Below are 20822 nucleotides of genomic sequence, written 5' to 3'. Positions count from 1 at the left end.
CCGAGATGATTGCATTTACTGCGGCGGAAATCGCCGAGATAACCAACGGCCGGCTGGCCGCGGACCCGGGCATCACGCCCGCCTCCGTGGTCACCGACTCCCGCGAAGCCACGGCGGGTTCCCTCTATGTGGCCAAGCCGGGGGAGTCCGCCGACGGCCACGATTTCGTCGCCGCCGCTTTCGACCGCGGAGCCGTCCTGGCCCTCGTGGAACGGGACGTCACGGCCGCCGACGGCCAGCCGTTCCCCGCCGTCGTCGTCGAGGACTCGGTGCTCGCCATGGGTGCCCTCGCCGCCGAGGCCGTCCGCCAGATCCGCGCCCGCCGCGCGTCCGCCGGGGAGGACTTCACCGTCATCGGCATCACCGGCTCCGCCGGCAAGACCACCACCAAGGACCTGCTGGCCGGCATCCTCGCCGGGCGGGGCGAGACCGTCTCGCCGCAGGGCTCCTACAACGGCGAAGTCGGCGTCCCGCTGACCGTCTTCAAGGCCGGCTACGACACCCGGTACCTCGTCATCGAGATGGGCGCCACCGGCGTCGGCCACATCCGCTACCTCGCGGACATGGTCCGCCCCGAGATCGGCGTCGTCCTGTTCGTCGGCACCGCGCACGCCGGCGAGTTCGGCGGCATCGACAACATCGCCCTGGCCAAGGGCGAGCTGGTCGAGGCCCTGCCCGCCACGGGCACCGCCGTCCTGAACGCCGACGACGCCCGCGTAGCGGCGATGGCAGCACGGACCACCGCCACGGTCCTTGGCTTCTCAGCCCAGGCCAACCCGTCCGCCGCCGTCCAGGCCGAAAACCTTGAGCTCAACGCCGCGGGCAGCCCCGAGTTCGACCTCGTGCTGCCCGGCGACGCCGCCCGCCACCACGTGGCCGCCAAGCTGATCGGCGCCCACCACATCGGCAACCTGCTGGCCGCCGCCGCGGCGGCGCACGCCGCCGGCGTCCCCGGCGCCGAGATCGCCGCCTCACTCAGCGCCCAGTCCGCCGCGAGCCGCTGGCGGATGGAACGCACCGAACGGGCCGACGGCGTGACCATCATCAACGACGCCTACAACGCCAACCCGGAATCCATGCGCGCCGCCCTGCGGACCCTCGCGGACCTCGGCCGCGGCCGCCGCACCTGGGCCGTGCTCGGCGCCATGCTGGAACTGGGCGAGGACTCCATCCGCGAGCACACCGCCGTCGGCACCCAGGTGGTCCGGCTCAACATCTCCCGGCTGCTCGTCGTCGGCCGCGAGGCCAGGGCACTCTACGTCTCCGCCGTCAACGAGGGCTCCTGGGGCGATGAATGCCTCTTCGCCGAAACCCCGGACGAGGCGTACTCGATCCTGCGCGCCGAGCTCGAGCCCGGTGACCTGGTCCTATTCAAATCCTCCAACAGCGTCGGGCTACGCCACCTCGGTGATCGGATAGCATTACCCCCACTGGGGAACGAAGGGAGCACGCTGCCGTGATCGCACTCCTGATGGGCTCCGGCCTGGCGCTGCTGCTGTCCTTCCTGGGCACCCCGCTCTTCATCCGCTTCCTGGTCCGCAAGGGCTACGGGCAGTTCATCCGCGACGACGGACCCACCTCCCACCACACCAAGCGCGGCACCCCCACCATGGGCGGCGCCGTCGTGGTGGTCGCGGTCCTGGTCAGCTACGGCATCACCCACCTCGTGATGTGGATGATGAACCCCCGCTCGCCCGGGCCGTCCGCCTCCGCGCTGCTGCTGCTCTTCCTCATGGTCGGCATGGGCCTGGTCGGGTTCCTTGACGACTTCATCAAAATCTCGGCCCAGCGCAGCCTGGGCCTGAACGCCAAGGCCAAACTGATCCTGCAGGCCGCCGTCGGCATCATCTTCGCCGTCCTGGCGCTGAACTTCCCGGATGAAAACAACGTCACCCCGGCGTCCTACCAGATCTCCCTGGTCCGGGACATCCCCTGGATGAACCTGGCCTTCGGCGGCACCGTGGTCGGTGCCATCCTGTTCGTGCTCTGGTCCAACCTGATCGTCACCGCCGCAACCAACGGCGTGAACCTTACCGACGGGCTGGACGGCCTGGCCGCCGGCGCCTCCGTCATGGTCTTCGGCGCCTACACGATCATCGGAATCTGGCAGTCCAACCAGTCCTGCGGTTCCCCGCGCCAGGCCGGCGCCGGCTGCTACACCGTCCGGGACCCGCTCGACCTCGCCCTGCTCGCCGCCATCCTCAGCGCCGCGCTGGTCGGGTTCCTCTGGTGGAACACCTCGCCCGCGAAGATCTTCATGGGCGACACCGGCTCGCTCGCGATCGGCGGCGCCGTCGCCGGCTTCGCCATCCTGTCGCGGACCGAGCTCCTGCTGGCCTTCATCGGCGGCCTCTTCGTCCTGATCACCCTCTCGGTCATCATCCAGGTCGGCTACTTCAAGATCACCAAGGGCAAACGCTTCTTCAAGATGGCGCCGCTGCAACACCACTTCGAGCTCAAGGGCTGGGCCGAGGTCACCGTGGTGGTCCGCTTCTGGATCCTGTGCGGGCTCTTCGTTGCGGCCGGCCTGGGCATCTTCTACGCCGAATGGGTGGTACTGCTGTGAACATCCCCGCACCGCTGGCCAGCTCGCCGCGGCTGGAGAACCTCACCAGCTGGGACTCCGACTGGGCCGGGCTCCGCGTGGTCGTCACAGGTATCGGGATCTCCGGCTTCGCCGCCGCCGACACACTGATCGAACTCGGCGCCCGCGTGGTCGTGGTGGACGCCGCGGACAGCCCCAAGGCCCGGGCACAGGCGGACACGCTCCGGATCGTCGGCGCCGCCGACGTCCTGCTCGGCGAAGACGCCGTCGGCTCGGTGCCGCGCGTCGACGGCGAAGCCCCCGAACTGATCGTCACCTCACCGGGCTGGCGGCCCGACCAGGCCCTGCTCGCCGCCGCCGCGCGGGCCCACATCCCGGTCTGGGGCGACGTCGAACTCGCCTGGCGCGTCCGGGAACGCCAGGGACGCAAAACCGCCGACTGGATCACCATCACCGGAACCAACGGCAAGACCACCACCGTGGGCCTGACCGAATCGATGCTGCAGGCCGCCGGCCTCAAGGCGATCGCCGTCGGCAACGTCGGCACGCCCATCCTTGACGCCCTCCGCGACCCGGTGGACTACGACGTCTTCGCCGTCGAACTCTCCAGCTTCCAGCTGCACTGGAGCCACACGGTCTCGCCCGTCGCCAGCGTCTGCCTGAACGTCGCCGAGGACCACGTGGACTGGCACGGCTCCTACGACTCCTACCTGGCAGACAAGGCCAAGGTCTACGAGCGCACGCAGAAGGCCTGCGTCTACAACGCCGAACAGATCGAAACCGAACGCATGGTCGAAGACGCCGACGTCGTCGAAGGCTGCCGCGCGGTGGGGTTCACCACGGTCACCCCGGCGATAAGCATGCTCGGTGTGGTCGAAGGCCTGCTCGTGGACCGGGCCTTCATCGCCGAGCGCAAGGACAGCGCCGCCGAGCTGGCCGCCTTGGCCGACCTGGGGCCCGTGGCCCCGCGGCACATGGTCGCCAACGCCCTCGCCGCCGCGGCCCTGGTCCGGGCCTACGGCGTCGAGCCGGGCGCCGTCCGCCTCGGCCTGCAGAACTACCTGCCCGGGGACCACCGCATCCAGCCGGTCGCCCGGCACGAGGGCGTGCTTTGGATCAACGACTCCAAGGCCACCAACCCGCACGCCGCGGCGGCCTCGCTGTCCGCGTTCCAGAACGTGGTGTGGATCGCCGGCGGCCTGTCCAAGGGCGTGAACTACGACGCCCTGGTCCGGGACAACGCCGCCCGGCTCAAGGCCGTGGTGCTGATCGGCGCCGACTCGTCGGACCTGCGGGCCTCGCTCCAGCGACACGCGCCGGATGTCCCGGTGATCGGCCAGGCCAAGGGCGACACTGAAGAGGTGCAGAACGCCGGAACGGCCGACGCCGACGCAGCGCCCTCGCCGATCTTCGGCGAGACTGTGATGGCACGGGCCGTCGCCGCGGCGGCGCAGCTGGCCACCTCGGGGGACACTGTGCTCCTGGCCCCGGCGGCTGCGTCCATGGATCAGTTCTCTTCCTATGCTCACCGTGGCGACGCCTTCATCGAAGCTGTCCGCGAGCTCGTGGAAGGGCAGGCTCAGACCACCGAGGAGTAGCAATGGTCAGCACGCCCACCCGTCCCGCCGCGGCACCATCCGCCGCGGCCACGCCCGCCGCCCGGGTCAGGGACTGGTACCGCCGCTTCTGGGCGGCGCTCGAAGGGACCGGCACCTCACGGAACGGTTCCACGTACTACCTCATCCTCGGCTCAACCCTCGCGCTGACCGCGATCGGCATCCTCATGGTGCTCTCCGCCTCCAGCGTGGAGGCGATCGCGGCCGGGGAGTCCCCGTACTCGGCCGCCCTCAAACAGGGCGGATTCGCCGCGCTCGGCGTCTTCGCGCTGTTCGTCCTTTCCCGGGTCAACGTCGTCTGGCTCAGGCGCTTCGCCTGGCCGCTCATGATCCTGGCCGTCGCACTGCTCGGCCTGGTCCTCCTGATCGGACGCAGCGCGCTGGGCAACCAGAACTGGATCGACGTCGGCCCGTTCACCTTCCAGCCCTCCGAGGCGGCCAAACTGGCCCTCGCGCTGTGGATGGCGACGGTGCTGGACCGCAAAGCGAAGCTCCTGCACGACTGGCGGCACGCGCTCGTGCCCGTCGTCCTGCCCGGAGCCGTTGCCGTGCTGGGGCTCATCCTCGCCGGCAACGACCTCGGCACCGCGATGATCGTCATGGTCATCATCGCCGCGGCGTTGTTCTTCGCCGGCGTGCGGCTCTACCTGTTCGGCATCGCGGGGGCCTTCCTGGCCCTCGGCGCCACCGTCCTGGCCGTCACCAGCCCCAACCGGATGTGCCGGATCCTCTCCTGGACCGGCCAGACCTGCGCGGACGGCTCGGACCTGAACTACCAGTCCACCAACGGCCTGTTCGGCCTCGCCTCCGGCGGCTGGTTCGGCGTCGGCCTGGGGCAGAGCCGCCAGAAATACAGCTGGATCCCCGAAGCGCACAACGACTTCATCTTCGCCATCATCGGCGAGGAACTCGGCCTGGTCGGCACCCTCGTCGTTCTGGTCCTCTTCGCCATCCTGGGCGCCGCCATCTACCGCGTCGTCGTGGCCCAGCAGGACGTCTTCCACCGCGTGCTGGCCGGGTCCATCATGGTGTGGCTGCTCGGCCAGGCCAGCGTCAACATGGCTGTCGTCACCGGCCTGGCGCCCGTGATCGGCGTCCCGCTCCCGTTCATCTCCTACGGCGGCTCGGCCCTGCTGATGTCACTGTGCGCCATCGGCGTCGTGCTTTCCCTCGCCCGGGCCCAGATGGCCCCGAACCTGCAACCGAACGGGCTGACCCGGTTCGGCCCCGCCGGTTTCGCCCGGGTGCTCCGCCGGCAGGCCGCGGCCCGGCGCGCCGCCAAGGCCCCGGCCGGCCGGAAAACCCCCGGCCCGTCGAAAGCCCCCGCCAAGGGCAAGGCTCCAGCTCCGGCGAAAGCGGCCGGCACGGCAGCTCCCGTCAAGGCGCCCGCTGCGGGAAGAGCGCCCGCCGGCCCGGGCACGGCCCCGAGGGCCGCCGCCCGGAAGCCGGGCACCAGGACCCCCGCCCCCAAGAACCCCGCACGAAAGCGCAGCTAGCCTCCATGAACACCGAGTCATCCCTGTCCGTCGTCCTTGCCGGCGGCGGCACCGCCGGGCACATCAGCCCGCTGCTGGCCATCGCCAACGCCCTCCTGGAGGCGCGGCCGGAGGCCCGCCTGCTGGCCGTGGGCACCCCCGGCGGCATGGAGCAGCGGCTGGTGCCCGCCGCCGGGCTGGAACTGGCCACCGTCAGCAAGGTCCCGTTCCCGCGCAAGCCGTCGCTGGAGCTGCTGCGGCTGCCCGGCAAGCTGGCCGGAGCCGTCCGCCAGGCCGGCGCCATCCTCGACGATGCCGGGGCAGACGTGCTGGTCGGCGTCGGCGGCTACGTCTGCACCCCGCTGTACCTGGCCGCCCGGCGCCGCCGGATTCCCATCGTGGTGCACGAGGCCAACACCCGGCCGGGACTGGCCAACCGCGTCGGCGCCCGGCTGAGCCGCCACGTCGCCGTCGCGTTCGCAGGCACCCGGCTCCGCGGTGCGCAGCACGTCGGAATGCCGATGCGGCGCGAGGTCTCCGGTCTGGACCGGGCAGCGGCCCGCGGCGCCGCGCGTACCGCACTGGGCCTCGACCAGGACAAACCCACGCTCATCGTCACCGGCGGCTCCTCCGGAGCGCAGAGCATCAACCGTGCCATTGCCGCCGCCGCCGAAGCCCTGGGCGCCGCCGGCATCCAGACCCTGCACATCACCGGCCGCGGCAAGACCGTCCACGACGCCGAGGGGCGGCCGCTGGCTGCCCCGGGCTACCGCCAGGTCGAATACATCGACGGAATGGAAACGGTCTACGCCGCCGCCGACCTGCTGCTGGCCCGTTCCGGCGCCGCCACCGTCTGCGAGGTGGCCGCCGTCGGCGTGCCGGCCGTCTTCGTTCCGCTGCCGATCGGCAACGGCGAGCAGGCCCTGAACGCCGCCGGCCTCGTGGACGCCGGCGCCGCGCTGCTGGTCGACGACGCCGCGTTCGACGCCGACTGGATCAGCGCCCAGGTCATCCCGCTGCTGCGCGAGCCGGCGCGGCTGGACCGGATGGCCGCCGCAGCCCGGCAGCAGGGCATCCGGGACGCCGACCGGCGGATGGCCGCCCTCGTCCTGGACGCGGCAGCCGGCGGTTCCGATGCCCGCTAGCGGCCCGGACGCCAGCCGCGCGGACAGCACAGATTTCGACCAGCAGGCAGGAAACGGAACAGCAATGACCCAGGCCCCCCACGGCACCCCGACCGCGGCCCGCACCCAGGAGTCCCTGGGCCGGGTGCACTTCATCGGCATCGGCGGCGTCGGCATGTCCGCCGTGGCCCGGATCATGGCCGCCCGCGGCGTGCTGGTCAGCGGCTCCGACGCCAAGGACCTGCCGGTCATGGCCGACCTGGCCGCAGCCGGCGCACGGATCGCCGTGGGCTACGATGCCGCCAACCTCGCCGACGCCCAGACCGTCGTGGCCGGCTCCGCGATCCGCCCGGACAACCCCGAGCTCGCAGCAGCCCGTGCCGCCGGCCTGCCGGTCCTGCACCGCTCCGAGGCCCTGGCCGCCGCCATGGCGCAGGACACGGCCGTGACAGTGGCGGGCACGCACGGCAAGACCACGACGACGTCGATGATCACCGTGCTCCTGCAGGGCGCCGGCCTGGACCCGTCCTTCGCGATCGGCGCCAACGTTCCGGCGCTGGGCGTCAACGCCGCCTCCGGAAGCTCCCCGGTGTTCATCGCGGAGGCCGACGAATCGGACGGGTCCTTCCTCAACTACCGGCCGCGGATCGAGGTGGTCACCAACGTCGAACCGGACCACCTTGACTTCTACGGCACCGCCGAGGCGGTCTACGCCTCCTTCGACCGGTTCACCGAACTGCTGCCCGCGGACGGTCTGCTGGTCGCCTGCGCCGACGACGACGGCGCCCGGGCCCTGGCCCGGCGCACCCGGGAGCGCGGCAATACCCGCGTGGTGCTCTACGGCACCGCCCCGGACGCCGATGTGCGGCTGCACGACGACGGACCGGACGGGGTCTGGATCTCGACGCCGGCGGGACGCTACGCCGTCGCCCTCCAGGTTCCCGGCCGGCACAACGCGCTCAACGCCGCCGCGGCCTTCGCGGTCGCCCTGGAGCTCGGCGTCGACCCGGACACTGCCGCCGGCGCGCTGGCCCACTTCTCCGGCGCCTCCCGGCGCTTCGAATTCAAGGGCGAGGGCCGGGGCGTGCGGGTCTACGACGACTACGCCCACCACCCCACGGAGGTGCGCGCCGCACTCGCCGCCGCCCGCTCCGTGGCCGGTGACCGCCGGCTCCACGTGCTCTTCCAGCCGCACCTGTTCTCCCGCACCCGCGAGTTCGCGCGCGAGTTCGCCGAAGCCCTCAACGCGTCCGACACGGCCCTGGTGCTGGAGATCTACCCGGCCCGCGAAGACCCGATCCCGGGCGTCACCAGCCAGCTGATCGCCGACCACCTCGGCCCGCACGGGCACCTCGTCGGTCCCGGCGATGAGGCGGTACGGGCCGTGCTCGCTGCCGCGGAGCCCGGAGACATCGTGCTCACGGCCGGCGCCGGCGACGTGACCGCCTACGGCCCGCTGATCGTCGCCGCGCTCAACAACAGCGAGCCCAACAACAGCGGTCTCGGCGGCGAAGCGCCGGCAGCAGGGACCCCCGGTGCCTAGCACGCGCCGGCCCGGCTACCCGACCGGTCCGCGCGCGACCGGCCCGGCCCGGCCCGCCGGCAGCGGGGACGAGGTCATTTCCGCCTCCAAGGCCGACCCCGGCCCCGGCGCGCCCGGCGCCTCCACGCCGTCAGCCGTCCCCGGCGCCTCCAGCAATGAGCCGCGCGGCAACGTCCTGGCGTTCCCCGAACCCCGCGCCAAGCGGCGGCGCCGGCTCGTCCTGGGCACGCTGGCGGCCCTCCTTGCCCTGGTCGCGGCCATCGTGGCAGCAGCGGTGTATTCGCCGTGGCTGGCGGTGCACTCCGTCACCGTGGAGGGCACCCGGATGCTCAAGCCCGACCAGGTCAAGGCCGCCCTTGCCCCGCTGCAGGGCAAGCCGCTGCCGCAGGTCAGCGACGAGGAAGTCACCCGGCTGCTGCGTCCGCTCGTCCAGGTCAAAGCGGTCAGCACCCAGGCCCGGCCGCCGTCCACACTCCAGGTGCGGATCACCGAACGCGTGCCCGTGGCGCTGGTCAAGCAGGCCGCCACCTACCAGCTCGTCGACGTCGACGGTGTCCAGCTAAGCACCACGAAAACGCCGGACAAGGTGAAGCTTCCTGTGATCGACGGCGGCCGCGGCACGCTGCCGAAGGACCTGTTCCATGCCATCACCGCCGTCCTGGGCGCCCTTCCGCCGGACGTCCTGGCCCGGCTCTCCGACGCGTCGGCGAAGTCCGCCGACGCCGTGGAGCTCAAGCTCATCGACGGCCAGACGGTCGTCTGGGGCAACGCGGGGGAGAGGGAACTCAAGGCCAGGGTGCTGGCGGCGCTGTTGAAGGTGCCGGCGGACCCCAAAAACCCGGTTGCGGTGTACGACGTGAGCGTCCCGCGCCACCCGGTGACCCGGTAGCCGGTGGTCCGGGGTCATTTACCCGGCATTTACCCGGTATTCCCGCGACACGCGGAGCCGGTTATTGAATGTCCCCGGCAGAGGAAATAGCGTCACAGGCATGAGTTACTTGACATAACTATAACCTTCAAGTGGAAGGTTAAGGTTCAAGGCTTCAAGCTTGACTCCATCAGTTTTCGCAATAGAACACGAACAAGGGACACGTAACGTGGCAGCTCCGCAGAATTACTTGGCCGTCATCAAGGTCGTCGGCATCGGCGGCGGTGGCGTGAACGCAGTCAACCGCATGATTGAGGTCGGTCTTCGCGGCGTCGAATTCATCGCCATCAACACCGACGCGCAGGCGCTGCTGATGTCCGACGCGGACGTCAAGCTCGACGTCGGACGCGAGCTGACCCGTGGCCTGGGGGCCGGTGCGAATCCTGAGGTTGGCCGGCAGGCCGCGGAGGACCACGCCGACGAGATCGAGGAAGTGCTCCGCGGAGCGGACATGGTCTTCGTCACCGCCGGTGAAGGCGGCGGCACCGGTACCGGCGGCGCGCCCGTCGTGGCCCGCATCGCCCGCTCGCTCGGCGCCCTGACCATCGGCGTCGTCACCCGCCCCTTCACCTTCGAGGGCCGCCGCCGTGCCGGCTCCGCCGAGGCCGGCATCGACGCCCTGCGCGACGAGGTCGACACGCTGATCGTCATCCCGAACGACCGCCTGCTGTCCATCAGCGACCGCAACGTCTCGGTGCTGGACGCCTTCCGCTCCGCGGACCAGGTCCTGCTCTCCGGTGTCCAGGGCATCACCGACCTGATCACCACCCCCGGCCTGATCAACCTCGACTTCGCGGACGTCAAGTCCGTCATGCAGGGCGCCGGCTCCGCGCTGATGGGCATCGGCTCGGCCCGCGGCGAGGACCGTGCCGTCAAGGCCGCCGAACTCGCCATCGCCTCGCCGCTGCTGGAAGCTTCCATCGACGGCGCCCACGGCGTCCTGCTGTCCATCCAGGGCGGTTCGGACCTCGGCCTCTTCGAGATCAACGAGGCCGCCCGCCTGGTGCAGGAAGTCGCCCACCCGGAGGCGAACATCATCTTCGGTGCCGTGATCGACGACGCCCTCGGCGACGAGGCCCGCGTCACCGTGATCGCGGCCGGGTTCGATGACGTCAAGGCCACCTCGCCGTCGATGGACCAGTCGCAGCCCGCCCCGGCACGCCCCGCGGCCCCCGCCCCGGCTCCGGCCCAGGCTCCCGCCTCGGCACCGGCCCAGCCGATGCACGCCGGCGTCGGCGCCTCCGGCCTGGGCAGCTGGGGCCAGCAGCGCCCCTCGGCCGTCCCGGCAGACTCCGGCTTCGACGTGGACCTGCCGTCCGTCGTCGAGCCCGATCTCTCCGGCCGCCACTCGGACGACCTGGACGTGCCCGACTTCCTGAAGTAACCCGCGGCCCCAACGGCCCGGACCACGATGGCACCGCCTCCGGGCGGTGCCATCGTGCGTTGCGGCGGGATACGGTGGTCGGTATGGCTTTGTTGGCAGTTTGTGAAGTGACGGCTCCTGAAATGACGGTGTGCTGAATGTTCTCGTGGCGGTCTGAAGTGCGGCCGGGGGTCTGGGTGGCCTTTACCAATGCCGCCGCCGGCAACCTGGCACTCCACGTCGGCGACGACCCCGAAGCGGTCCGCCGGCGGCGCGGCCGGCTCGCGGACGCGGCCGGGCTCGGGCCCCGCGGCTTCCGGTTCATGAACCAGGTCCACGGCAACACCGTGGCCTTGGCCGAGGGCGAGGCCCCGGAGCAGGCGCCCACCGCCGATGCCATGGTCTCCACCGGGGAACCGTTAGCGGTCATGGTGGCCGACTGCGTCCCGGTCGTTCTCGTCGGCGACCGGACCTCCGGTGCCGGCCCGGTCCTCGCCGTCGTACACGCGGGCCGGCCCGGCCTGGCCGCGGGCGTGGTCCCCGCCGCCGCCGCGCGGATGCGCGCCCTTGGCGCCACCGGCGTCAGCGCCTGGATCGGGCCATCCATTTGCGGCCGGTGCTACGAAGTCCCCGAGGGCATGCGTGCCGACGTCGCAGCCATCGTCCCGGCCGCCTGGTGCACCACCGCCCAGGGCACCCCGGGGCTGGACCTGCCGGCCGGGGTCCGCAGCCAACTCGCCGACGAGGGGGTGACGGTCGAATACTCCGGAGGCTGCACCAGGGAGGACGAGGATCTCTACTCCTACCGGCGCAACCAGCACACCGGCCGGTTCGCCGGGCTCGCGTGGACCGCCGCCCCGGCCGCCGCGGCGGCTGCAGGATGAGCGGCGTCGTGGGCAGCGCTCCGGGCGGCCCGGCGGAGGACCCCCGCCGCGCCGAGCTGGCCGGCCGCCTGCACGCGGTGGGGGAGCGGATCGAAGCCGCCATGGCGTCGGCCGGTCGCCGGGATACGGCGCCCCGCCTGATCGTGGTCACCAAGTTCCACCCGGCCGAGGACGTCGCACGGCTGGCTTCGCTCGGCGTCACCGACGTCGGCGAAAACCGCGACCAGGAAGCCGCCGACAAGGCCGCCCGGCTGCAGGCGCTGCCGCTGCACTGGCACTTCATCGGCCAGCTCCAAAGCAACAAGGCCAAGTCGGTCGTCAAGTACGCCCACGCCGTGCATTCGGTGGACCGGCCGCAGCTGGTCGACGCGCTGGCCAAAGCGGTCCGCGGGGAGCAGGACCGCACCGGCCGGGCCGACCTGGAGTGCTTCATCCAGGTCAGCCTCGACTCGACCGCCGGTGGGCACCGGGGCGGGGCGCTTCCCGCCGATGTCCCCGACCTGGCCGACCGGATTGCCGCCGCGGAAGGGCTGCGGCTGGCCGGCGTCATGGCGGTGGCGCCGCTGGGGTCGGATCCGGGGCCGGCCTTCGAAAGGCTCGCGGACATTTCCGCCCGGCTCCGCGTCGGCCACCCCGGCGCCACGGGCATCTCCGCGGGCATGAGCCAGGACCTGGAGCAGGCCATCCGGTCCGGGGCGACACACCTACGCATTGGCTCCGATATTCTCGGTCCCCGCCCGGCCGTGCGGTAGGTTCAACGTATTGGAAGGTAATGGCGGGGATTCCAAGAGCACTGGCTGAGCGGCCCGCAAAACGGACACGATTAGGAGTCGACCATGGCTGGCGCTCTGCGCAAGACAATGATCTATCTTGGGCTCGCTGACGGCGACGAACACTACGAGTCCGAGCACCACGCCCCGCACAAGGATGAGGATGAACCCATGGAGCACGACCGTGAGGAGCGCCGCGCGCCGGCCCCGGTCCGTGAAGCCCCCAGGGAAGAGTCCTACGCCGCTGAAGAGGAATACCGCGCACCCGTGACACCCATCAAGCGAGCGGCCGCCGGCCGCGAAGAGACCACCGGCCTGCGGCAGATCACGACGATCCACCCGCGGTCCTACAACGACGCCAAGCTGATCGGCGAAAGCTTCCGTGACGGAATTCCCGTCATCATGAACGTCACCGACATGGGGGAGGCCGACGCCAAGCGGCTGGTCGACTTCTCCGCCGGCCTCGTCTTCGGCCTGCGCGGCAGCATTGAGCGCGTGACCAACAAGGTGTTCCTGCTCTCGCCCTCGTACGTCGAAGTCATCGGCGACGACAAGAAGATCAGCGAAACCCAGGCCAGTTTCTTCAACCAGAGCTAGCCCGGAACCAGGTCCAGGATGCCAGGCGGGGAAACCCGCCTGGCATCCGTGCTGGAGATCCGTGTTGGAATAGATGCGTAACGACTGTCAGGACACCGCGGTATCCGGAATGATCATGGAGATTTGAGTTAGCTCATGGGAATTGTTTTCGGACTTGTCTATATCGCCCTGTTGCTGTTTTTTGTGGCGCTGATCATCCGCCTGATCTTCGACTGGGTACAGATGTTCGCCCGCAGTTGGCGTCCCCGGGGCGCGGCACTGGTCACGGCCCACGCCGTGTACTCCGTCACCGACCGGCCGCTGAAACTGCTGGGCCGGGTGCTGCCGCCGCTGCGGCTGGGCGGCATCTCGTTGGACCTCGCGTTCCTGGTGCTCTTCCTGGCCGTCTCCGTGGCCATGGGCATAGCCCGGTATTTCACCGTGACCCAGTCGATCGCCGGGTGACCGGCCCGGCGGGCCCGCATTTTTTCGCTAAAGACATAAAACTCCGGTTTGACACTGCGGTGTTGAATTAGAGGAACCAGACCAAATTTAGGTACCGTAGTTTTGACGGCCGGAAGGCCTCCTGACTAACTAGACCAACGAGGTGACCAGATGGCTTTGACGCCAGAAGACGTTGTCAACAAGCGCTTTCAGCCGACCAAGTTCCGCGAGGGCTACGACCAGGACGAGGTTGATGACTTCCTGGACGAGATCGTCGTCGAACTCCGACGCCTGAACCAGGAGAACGACGAGCTGCGCAAGAAGCTCGCCGAAGCCGGTTCCGGCACGGCCGCCAGCTCCGCCGCTGCTGCCCCCGTGGTCGAAAAGGTGCCTGCACCCGTCAAGGCCGAAAAGGAAGACCGCGCCAAGGCGGAAGCCGAGGCCAAGACCGCCGAAGCCGCCGAGGCAGCGAAGAAGAAGGAAGCCGAGAAGGCTCCCGCCCCGGCAGCAGCCCCGGCCCCCGTGGCCGCCACCGCTTCCGCCGAATCCGCCGCCGGCCTGCTGGCCATGGCGCAGCAGATGCACGACAAGCACGTCGCCGACGGCGAGCAGCAGCGTGACAAGATCATCGCCGAGGCCCAGATCGAAGCCAGCAGCCTGGTCAACGACGCGCAGGAAAAGTCCCGCAAGATCCTCGGCGCCCTCGAGCAGCAGCGCTCCGTGCTGGAGCGCAAGGTCGAGCAGCTGCGCGGCTTCGAGCGCGACTACCGCTCCCGCCTGAAGGCCTACATCGAAGGCCAGCTGCGCGACCTGGACGCCCGCGGCTCGGTCGCGGCCCCCGAGGTCGAAGCCAGCTAGGACGTTTTACCCGTATTCTGAAAGCCGGTGGCTGAGGACTCCTCGGCCGCCGGCTTTTGGCATTAACCGCCCCCCAGCTGCCGCCGCCCACGCCGCGGCCGCCGGCGGCACCCCACCCCCGGTACCGGAACGAAAGCACCATGACTGACGCACCAACCCCTGACGCCGCCCGGCCGGCGGACGCCGCCCGGCCGGCGGACGCCGCCCCGGCGCCCGCAGCCGCAGCGCCCGCAACTGCTCAGCCGCGCACCCCGCGCCGCGCGCTGCTGCTTTCCCTGTTCGCCGGGTTCGCGGTGTTCGCCTACGCCTTCGACCAGCTCACCAAACTCTGGGTCACGTCCACCATGACCGAGGGGGAGCGGATCCCGGTGCTGCCGCCCCTGCTGCACTGGTACTACATCCGCAACTCCGGGGCGGCCTTCTCCATCGGCGAGAACGTCACCTGGGTCTTCACCATCATCATGGCCGCCGTGTCCGTCGCCATCCTGCTGCAGCTGCGCCGGCTCGGCTCGGTCTGGTGGGCGCTGGCCCTCGGGCTGCTGCTCGGCGGCGCGCTGGGCAACCTCACGGACCGGCTCTTCCGCGAGCCCTCGTTCGCGATGGGCCACGTCGTGGACTTCATCCAGCTGCCGAACTTCGCGATTTTCAACATCGCCGACTCCGCGGTGGTGTCCTCGGTGGTCATCATCTGCCTGCTGACGCTGCGCGGGATCAGCCTGGACGGCTCCCGCCTGCATCCGCGCAAGGACCAGGCGGACGCCGGGCCCGCAGCCCCGGAGAACCATGTCTGAGCCCGGGCTGCCGGAAGAGCGGCACTTCACCGTGCCGGAGGAGCTCGCCGGTGCGCGGGTGGACGCCGGCCTGGCGAAACTGATGGGTGTGTCGCGGTCCCAGGCCGCGGCCCTGATCGCCGAGGGCCATGTCCGCAGCGGCGGACAGGCGGTGGGTAAATCCCTGAAGCTCAGCGCCGGTGGCGCGCTCGACGTCGTCATCCCGCAGCGCCGGGACCCGCTCGAAGTTGTGGAGGAAGTCGTGGAAGGCCTGAAGATCCTGCTCGACGACGACGAATTCGTCGTCGTCGACAAGCCCGTCGGCGTTGCCGCGCACCCCTCTCCGGGCTGGGTGGGCCCCACGGTGGTGGGCGGCCTCGCCGGAGCCGGCTACCGGATCTCCACCTCGGGTTCGCCCGAACGCGCCGGGATCGTCCACCGGCTCGACGTCGGCACCTCCGGCGTCATGGTGGTCGCCAAGACCGAGAACGCCTACACGGCGCTCAAGCGGGCCTTCAAGGAACGCACGGTGGACAAGGTCTACCACGCCGTCGTGCAGGGCCTGCCCGACCCGCTGGCCGGCACCATCGACGCGCCGATCGGCCGGCACCCGGGCCACGACTGGCGCTTCGCCGTGATCGAGGACGGCCGGGACTCGGTGACCCACTATGAGGTGCTCGAAGCGTTCGGCAAGGCCTCGCTGGTGGAGGTGCACCTGGAGACGGGCCGCACCCACCAGATCCGCGTGCATTTCTCCGCGCTGCGCCATCCCTGCGCCGGGGACCTGACCTACGGCGCCGATCCGCGGCTCGCCGCCACGCTGGGCCTGACCCGGCAGTGGCTGCACGCCCGGCAGCTGTCCTTCGACCATCCCCGGACCGGGGAACGGGTCACCGTGACCAGCGATTATCCGCAGGACCTGAAGTACGCGCTGGAGGTCCTGGAGTCCGGCCAGGCCTGAACTGAGCTGAGCTGTGCGTGCCGGGCACGGATCTGTCGGTGCCCGGCACTAGAATGATTCGGTGACTTCCAGCAACAACTCGTTCGTCCACCTCCACAACCACACCGAGTACTCCATGCTGGACGGTGCGGCCAGGCTCGGGGAGCTCTTCGACGAGACCGAGCGGCTGGGCATGCCCGCCCTGGCCACCACGGACCACGGCTACCTCTTCGGCGCCTTCGACTTCTGGAAGCGGGCCACGGACAAGGGGATCAAGCCGATCATCGGCGTCGAGGCCTACGTCACCCCGGGCACCGCCCGCACCGACAAGAGCCGGGTGCGCTGGGGCGAGGAAAACCAGCGCAAAGACGACATCTCCGGCGGCGGTGCCTACACGCACATGACGCTGCTGAGCTACAACAACACCGGCATGCGCAACCTCTTCCGCGCCTCCTCGATCGCCTCCCTGGACTCGGTGTTCGGCAAGTGGCCCCGGCTGGACCGCGAACTGCTCAACACCTACTCGGAGGGGCTGATCGCCACCACCGGCTGCCCGTCCGGGGAAATCCAGACCCGGCTGCGGCTGGGACAGTACCGCGAAGCCCTCGAGGCAGCGGCCGAGTTCCGCGACATTTTCGGCGCCGAAAACTACTTCTGCGAGCTGATGGACCACGGCCTGGACATCGAACGGCGCGTCACCGGCGACCTGCTGCGGCTGGCCAAGGAACTGAACCTGCCGCTGGTGGCCACCAACGACCTGCACTACACCCACGAGCACGACGCCAAGGCGCACGAGGCGCTGCTGGCCATCCAGTCCGGCTCGACGCTGCTCGAACCCACCTACGACAACGGCGGCTCGCGGTTCGCCTTCTCCGGCAGCGGCTACTACCTGAAGTCGCCGCAGGAAATGCGCGAACTCTTCCGCGACCACCCGGACGCCTGCGACAACACCCTGCTGATCGCCGAGCGGTGCGAGGTGTCCTTCAACACCGGCGCGAACTACATGCCCCGCTTCCCCTGCCCGGAAGGCGAGGACGAGACCTCGTGGCTGGTCAAGGAAGTGGACAAGGGCCTGCACTACCGGTACCCGCAGGGCATCCCCGACAAGGTCCGCGCCCAGGCCGATTACGAGCTCGACGTCATCACCTCGATGGGCTTCCCGGGCTACTTCCTGGTGGTGGCCGACTTCATCAACTGGGCCAAGAACAACGGCATCCGGGTCGGGCCCGGCCGTGGTTCGGGTGCGGGCTCCATGGTGGCCTACGCCATGCGTATCACCGACCTTGACCCGCTGCACCACGGGCTGATCTTCGAGCGCTTCCTCAACCCGGACCGCGTCTCCATGCCTGACTTCGACGTCGACTTCGATGACCGGCGCCGGTCCGAGGTCATCGACTACGTGACCCGCAAGTACGGCGACGAGCGCGTGGCCATGATCGTCACCTACGGCACGATCAAGACCAAGCAGGCGCTCAAGGACTCCTCCCGCGTGCTCGGCTACCCGTTCAGCATGGGCGAGCAGCTGACCAAGGCGCTGCCGCCGGCCGTCATGGCCAAGGACATTCCGCTGGCCGACATCCAGAACCCCGAGGCCAAGCGGTACGGCGAGGCGGGGGACTTCCGCCAGTTGATCAGCACGGATCCCGAAGCCGCGAAGGTCTTCGAGACCGCCCTCGGCATCGAGGGCCTGAAACGGCAATGGGGCGTGCACGCCGCCGGCGTCATCATGTCCTCGGACCCGATCATCGACGTCATCCCGATCATGCGCCGCTTCCAGGACGGCCAGGTCATCACGCAGTTCGACTACCCGACGTCCGAGGGCCTTGGCCTGATCAAGATGGACTTCCTGGGCCTGCGGAACCTGACGATCATTTCCGACGCCCTGGAAAACATCAAGATGAACCGCGGCATCGACCTGGACCTGGAATCCCTGGCCCTGGACGACGCCGCCTCCTACGAACTGCTGGCCCGGGGCGACACCCTGGGCGTGTTCCAGCTCGACGGCGGACCCATGCGGTCGCTGCTGAAGCTGATGAAGCCTGACAACTTCGAGGACATCTCCGCCGTCCTCGCGCTGTACCGGCCGGGTCCGATGGGCGCCAACGCCCACACCGACTACGCCCTGCGCAAGAACGGCATCCAGGAAGTCATCCCGATCCACCCGGAGCTCGAAGAGCCGCTGGCCGAGATCCTGGGCGGCACCTACGGCCTGATCGTCTACCAGGAGCAGGTCATGGCCGTGGCGCAGAAGCTCGCCGGCTACACGCTCGGCCAGGCCGACATCCTGCGCCGCGCCATGGGCAAGAAGAAGAAATCCGAACTGGACAAGCAGTTCGCCGGCTTCTCCCAGGGCATGCAGGACAACGGCTTCTCCATGGAGGCGGTCAAGACCCTCTGGGACATCCTGCTGCCCTTCTCCGACTACGCCTTCAACAAGGCCCACTCCGCCGCCTACGGTGTCATCTCCTACTGGACCGCGTACCTGAAGGCGCACTACGCCCCCGAGTACATGGCGGCCCTGCTGACCAGCGTTGGCGACGACAAGGACAAGTCGGCGATCTACCTCAACGAGTGCCGCCGGATGGGCATCACGGTGCTGCCGCCGGACGTCAACGAGTCCGCGCTGAACTTCACCCCGGTCGGCAACGACATCCGCTTCGGCATGGGCGCCATCCGCAACGTCGGCGCCAACGCCGTCGACGCGATGGTGGCCGCCCGGGAGCGCGAGGGAGCGTACACCTCGTTCAAGGACTACCTCATGAAGGTCCCGGCCGTGGTGTGCAACAAGCGGACCATCGAATCGCTGATCAAGGCCGGCGCCTTCGATTCACTCGGCCACCACCGCCGGGCCCTGGCCATGATCCACGAGGAAGCCATCGACTCGGTGATCACCCTCAAGCGCAACGAGGCGATCGGGCAGTTCGACCTGTTCGCCGGCATCGACGACACCGAGTCGGAGTCCTCGCTGAGCATCGAGATCCCCGACCTGCCCGAGTGGGAGAAGAAGGACAAGCTCTCCTTTGAGCGGGACATGCTGGGCCTCTACGTCTCGGACCACCCGCTGCAGGGCCTCGAAGGGCTGCTGAGCCAGCACGCCGACCAGTCCATCACCTCGATCATCGCCGAGGACGGGCCGCACGACGGCGCCATCATCACCATCGCGGGCATGATCACCTCGCTCAGCCGGCGGATCGCCAAGGCCAGCGGCAACGCCTACGCGCGCGCCGAGATCGAGGACCTGGGCGGCTCGGTCGAAGTGATGTTCTTCGGGCAGGTCTACGGTCCGATCGCCTCGGTGCTGGCCGAGGACCTGATCGTCGTCGTCAAGGGCCGCCTGCAGCGCCGCGACGACGGCGCGGTGGCGCTGAACTGCATGGAGCTCTCGGTGCCGGACCTCAGCGAGGGCCTGGACGGGCCGCTGGTGATCACCATGCCGACGCACAAGGCCACCGAAGCGGTCGTGAACGAGCTCGGCGAGGTGCTGCGCACCCACCGCGGGAAGTCCGAGGTGCGGCTGCACCTGCACGGCGACTCCCGTGTGGAGGTCATGGGCCTGCCCGTGCACCTGCGGGTCAACCCCAGCCCGTCGCTGTTCGGCGACCTGAAGGTGCTGCTCGGCCCGACCTGCCTGGACAGCTAATCCTGACGGCAGGCCGGGGCGCGGCGGCCGCCTAGATCTCGTAGTCCAGCGGCACCGGCCGGCTGTAGCTGCCGCCGTGGTAGAGCAACGGCTGGGACTCGCCGCCGACGGCTCCGTCGACGACCTCGACGACGACCACGGCGTTGTTTTCAAACGAGAGCCGCATCTGGATCTTGCCGATCAGCCAGCCGGAGACGTCCTTGAGGATCGGCACCTCGTGCGGCCCGAGTTCCCAGTGGTCGCCCTCGAAGCGGTCCCGGGTCCGGGCGAAGCGGTCGGCCAGTTCCTGGTTCTCGAGGCCGAGCATGTGCACGCCGATGTAGCTGGTGTTGGCCACGGCCGGCCACGACCGGGAGGTCCGGGCCATGTTGAAGGTGAAGCGGGGCGGCCGGGCCGACAGCGACGCCACGGACGTGGCGGTGAATCCGTACGGCACGCCCTGGTAGTTCGCGGTGATGATCGCGACGCCGGCCGCGTGCCGGCGGAACATCTCCTTGAACGTTCCCTCAAAGGCTTCTTCGGCTGTGGCCACGGTGTTTCATCTCCCTGTTGGTGCTGGTGCTGCGAGTGTTGCTCCCTGCCAGCGTATTCCGCCGTACGGCACCGGCGGTATTCGACGTCACCCTCCCGTCATCCGCGCGGCTCGACGCGGCGCGGTGAGCGGCGCCGGACAGGGCAATGCGCGGCGCCGCCGCTTCCTTTGTTAAGGTGGCTTCCATGACCCACCCCGCGGTGCACCCGCCGATCCACGTCCACGACGGCGGCCCCGGCACCGCCGCCCGGTCCGGGCGCCGACGGCCCTGGCTTGTCCCGGCCGCCATCACCGCCGGCGGCCTGCCGCTGGGCCTGCTGTGGTGGCTGCTGGCACCGGCCGGGCTCAACCTCCTGACCCGGGACGCGACCCTCGGCTCCGGCACCAACCCCGAAACCTGGCTGCCGCGCGACCTGGTCCTGGCCGGGCTCTTCCTGCTCGCCGGCTGCGTGACCGGCGTCCTGGCCGCCGGCAACCGGCCGGCCCGGCTCCGCGCCACGGCCGTGTTCCTTGCCGTCGCCGCCGCAGCCGCAGGAGCACTGCTGGCATGGGGGACCGGCGTGCTCGCCGGCGGCTGGTGGGGGCCCGCGGAGGACACCTCGGCCAGCGCCAGCATCGCGTTCTCGCTCCGGGCCTACCCGGTCCTGCTCATCTGGCCCGCCGCCACCGCCCTGGCGCTCTTCCTCGCCACCGCCTTCACCGGTTCGGAGCCGGACGGCGCCGCAGCCGGCGCCGGACCGTCCACGGCGGCGTAACGACCGCGGTCGGCAGGCGGCTGCGTCCGGGGCCTGCACCGGCGGCGCGTAAAATGATC

The 20822-nt window shown here is 70.0% G+C and carries 17 protein-coding genes and 1 pseudogene; 17 read left to right on the top strand and 1 reads right to left on the bottom strand.

Annotated features, from left to right (window positions below; translation table 11 throughout):
* The first annotated feature begins 5 nt into the window (after positions 1-5).
* The 16 genes and pseudogenes from ACTWLI_RS15515 (at position 6) to dnaE (ending at position 19476) form a co-directional block, all read left to right on the top strand.
* On the top strand, positions 6-1460 hold the full coding sequence (locus ACTWLI_RS15515) for a UDP-N-acetylmuramoyl-tripeptide--D-alanyl-D-alanine ligase (RefSeq protein ID WP_445154648.1): 1455 nt from the start codon (positions 6-8) through the stop codon (positions 1458-1460).
* On the top strand, positions 1457-2566 hold the full coding sequence (gene mraY, locus ACTWLI_RS15510; protein WP_445154647.1) for a phospho-N-acetylmuramoyl-pentapeptide-transferase: 1110 nt from the start codon (positions 1457-1459) through the stop codon (positions 2564-2566). Before ACTWLI_RS15515 ends, mraY begins: the two co-directional genes overlap by 4 nt.
* Complete coding sequence (gene murD, locus ACTWLI_RS15505) at positions 2548-4143, top strand: UDP-N-acetylmuramoyl-L-alanine--D-glutamate ligase (protein WP_445154646.1); 1596 nt, start codon at positions 2548-2550, stop codon at positions 4141-4143. Before mraY ends, murD begins: the two co-directional genes overlap by 19 nt.
* Before the next feature lie 2 nt (positions 4144-4145).
* Positions 4146-5396, top strand: a pseudogene (gene ftsW / locus ACTWLI_RS15500) (putative lipid II flippase FtsW); the annotation flags it as partial.
* Positions 5397-5662: 266 nt separating this feature from the next.
* On the top strand, positions 5663-6781 hold the full coding sequence (gene murG / locus ACTWLI_RS15495; RefSeq protein WP_445154645.1) for an undecaprenyldiphospho-muramoylpentapeptide beta-N-acetylglucosaminyltransferase: 1119 nt from the start codon (positions 5663-5665) through the stop codon (positions 6779-6781).
* Between the two features lie 64 nt (positions 6782-6845).
* Complete coding sequence (murC, locus tag ACTWLI_RS15490; RefSeq protein WP_445154644.1) at positions 6846-8303, top strand: UDP-N-acetylmuramate--L-alanine ligase; 1458 nt, start codon at positions 6846-6848, stop codon at positions 8301-8303.
* Complete coding sequence (locus ACTWLI_RS15485; RefSeq protein WP_445154643.1) at positions 8296-9192, top strand: cell division protein FtsQ/DivIB; 897 nt, start codon at positions 8296-8298, stop codon at positions 9190-9192. Before murC ends, ACTWLI_RS15485 begins: the two co-directional genes overlap by 8 nt.
* A gap of 208 nt (positions 9193-9400) precedes the next feature.
* Positions 9401-10615: a cell division protein FtsZ gene (gene ftsZ, locus ACTWLI_RS15480; RefSeq protein WP_056740938.1), complete on the top strand. Its 1215-nt coding sequence runs from the start codon at positions 9401-9403 to the stop codon at positions 10613-10615.
* A 137-nt stretch (positions 10616-10752) separates the two neighbouring features.
* Entirely contained in the window at positions 10753-11478 is a 726-nt protein-coding gene (locus ACTWLI_RS15475) for a polyphenol oxidase family protein (RefSeq protein WP_445154642.1), read from the top strand.
* Positions 11475-12230: a YggS family pyridoxal phosphate-dependent enzyme gene (locus ACTWLI_RS15470; protein WP_445154641.1), complete on the top strand. Its 756-nt coding sequence runs from the start codon at positions 11475-11477 to the stop codon at positions 12228-12230. Before ACTWLI_RS15475 ends, ACTWLI_RS15470 begins: the two co-directional genes overlap by 4 nt.
* An 84-nt stretch (positions 12231-12314) precedes the next feature.
* The gene (locus ACTWLI_RS15465; protein ID WP_056740942.1) at positions 12315-12845 is read left to right on the top strand and encodes a cell division protein SepF; all 531 of its coding nucleotides are present in this window, start codon (positions 12315-12317) and stop codon (positions 12843-12845) included.
* Between the two features lie 135 nt (positions 12846-12980).
* A complete protein-coding gene (locus ACTWLI_RS15460; RefSeq protein WP_445154640.1) occupies positions 12981-13289 on the top strand; it encodes a YggT family protein in 309 nt (102 codons plus the stop codon).
* A gap of 150 nt (positions 13290-13439) precedes the next feature.
* The gene (locus tag ACTWLI_RS15455) at positions 13440-14126 is read left to right on the top strand and encodes a DivIVA domain-containing protein (protein ID WP_445154639.1); all 687 of its coding nucleotides are present in this window, start codon (positions 13440-13442) and stop codon (positions 14124-14126) included.
* Positions 14127-14266: 140 nt separating this feature from the next.
* Positions 14267-14917 (top strand): signal peptidase II, encoded by a 651-nt coding sequence (lspA, locus tag ACTWLI_RS15450; RefSeq protein ID WP_445154638.1) that lies wholly within the window; start codon positions 14267-14269, stop codon positions 14915-14917.
* Positions 14910-15857 carry an RluA family pseudouridine synthase gene (locus ACTWLI_RS15445; RefSeq protein WP_445154637.1) on the top strand — a complete coding sequence of 316 codons (948 nt, stop codon included), beginning with the start codon at positions 14910-14912 and terminating at the stop codon, positions 15855-15857. The genes lspA and ACTWLI_RS15445 overlap by 8 nt, the downstream gene beginning before the upstream one ends.
* Positions 15858-15918: 61 nt before the next feature.
* On the top strand, positions 15919-19476 hold the full coding sequence (dnaE, locus tag ACTWLI_RS15440; protein WP_445154636.1) for a DNA polymerase III subunit alpha: 3558 nt from the start codon (positions 15919-15921) through the stop codon (positions 19474-19476).
* 31 nt (positions 19477-19507) lie between these two features.
* On the opposite strand, the gene ACTWLI_RS15435 is transcribed toward dnaE, so the two are convergent.
* Positions 19508-19966 (bottom strand): flavin reductase family protein, encoded by a 459-nt coding sequence (locus ACTWLI_RS15435; protein WP_056740996.1) that lies wholly within the window; start codon positions 19964-19966, stop codon positions 19508-19510.
* 227 nt (positions 19967-20193) lie between these two features.
* On the opposite strand from ACTWLI_RS15435, the gene ACTWLI_RS15430 reads away from it, so the two are divergent.
* Positions 20194-20763 (top strand): hypothetical protein, encoded by a 570-nt coding sequence (locus ACTWLI_RS15430; RefSeq protein WP_445154635.1) that lies wholly within the window; start codon positions 20194-20196, stop codon positions 20761-20763.
* Positions 20764-20822: the final 59 nt, after the last annotated feature.

The organism is Arthrobacter sp. Hor0625 (assembly GCF_052567525.1).
This window is presented reverse-complemented; position numbering and strand designations above follow the sequence as displayed.

What these genes read in the sequence shown, in the direction of transcription:
- ACTWLI_RS15515 (WP_445154648.1), top strand. Translation starts at nt 6, where the DNA reads ATGATTGCATTTACTGCGGCGGAAATCGCCGAGATAACCAACGGCCGG.
- murD (WP_445154646.1), top strand. Translation starts at nt 2,548, where the DNA reads ATGGGTGGTACTGCTGTGAACATCCCCGCACCGCTGGCCAGCTCGCCG.
- murG (WP_445154645.1), top strand. Translation starts at nt 5,663, where the DNA reads ATGAACACCGAGTCATCCCTGTCCGTCGTCCTTGCCGGCGGCGGCACC.
- murC (WP_445154644.1), top strand. Translation starts at nt 6,846, where the DNA reads ATGACCCAGGCCCCCCACGGCACCCCGACCGCGGCCCGCACCCAGGAG.
- ACTWLI_RS15475 (WP_445154642.1), top strand. Translation starts at nt 10,753, where the DNA reads ATGTTCTCGTGGCGGTCTGAAGTGCGGCCGGGGGTCTGGGTGGCCTTT.
- ACTWLI_RS15470 (WP_445154641.1), top strand. Translation starts at nt 11,475, where the DNA reads ATGAGCGGCGTCGTGGGCAGCGCTCCGGGCGGCCCGGCGGAGGACCCC.
- ACTWLI_RS15465 (WP_056740942.1), top strand. Translation starts at nt 12,315, where the DNA reads ATGGCTGGCGCTCTGCGCAAGACAATGATCTATCTTGGGCTCGCTGAC.
- ACTWLI_RS15460 (WP_445154640.1), top strand. Translation starts at nt 12,981, where the DNA reads ATGGGAATTGTTTTCGGACTTGTCTATATCGCCCTGTTGCTGTTTTTT.
- ACTWLI_RS15455 (WP_445154639.1), top strand. Translation starts at nt 13,440, where the DNA reads ATGGCTTTGACGCCAGAAGACGTTGTCAACAAGCGCTTTCAGCCGACC.
- lspA (WP_445154638.1), top strand. Translation starts at nt 14,267, where the DNA reads ATGACTGACGCACCAACCCCTGACGCCGCCCGGCCGGCGGACGCCGCC.
- ACTWLI_RS15445 (WP_445154637.1), top strand. Translation starts at nt 14,910, where the DNA reads ATGTCTGAGCCCGGGCTGCCGGAAGAGCGGCACTTCACCGTGCCGGAG.
- ACTWLI_RS15435 (WP_056740996.1), bottom strand. Translation starts at nt 19,966, where the DNA reads ATGTTCCGCCGGCACGCGGCCGGCGTCGCGATCATCACCGCGAACTAC.
- ACTWLI_RS15430 (WP_445154635.1), top strand. Translation starts at nt 20,194, where the DNA reads ATGACCCACCCCGCGGTGCACCCGCCGATCCACGTCCACGACGGCGGC.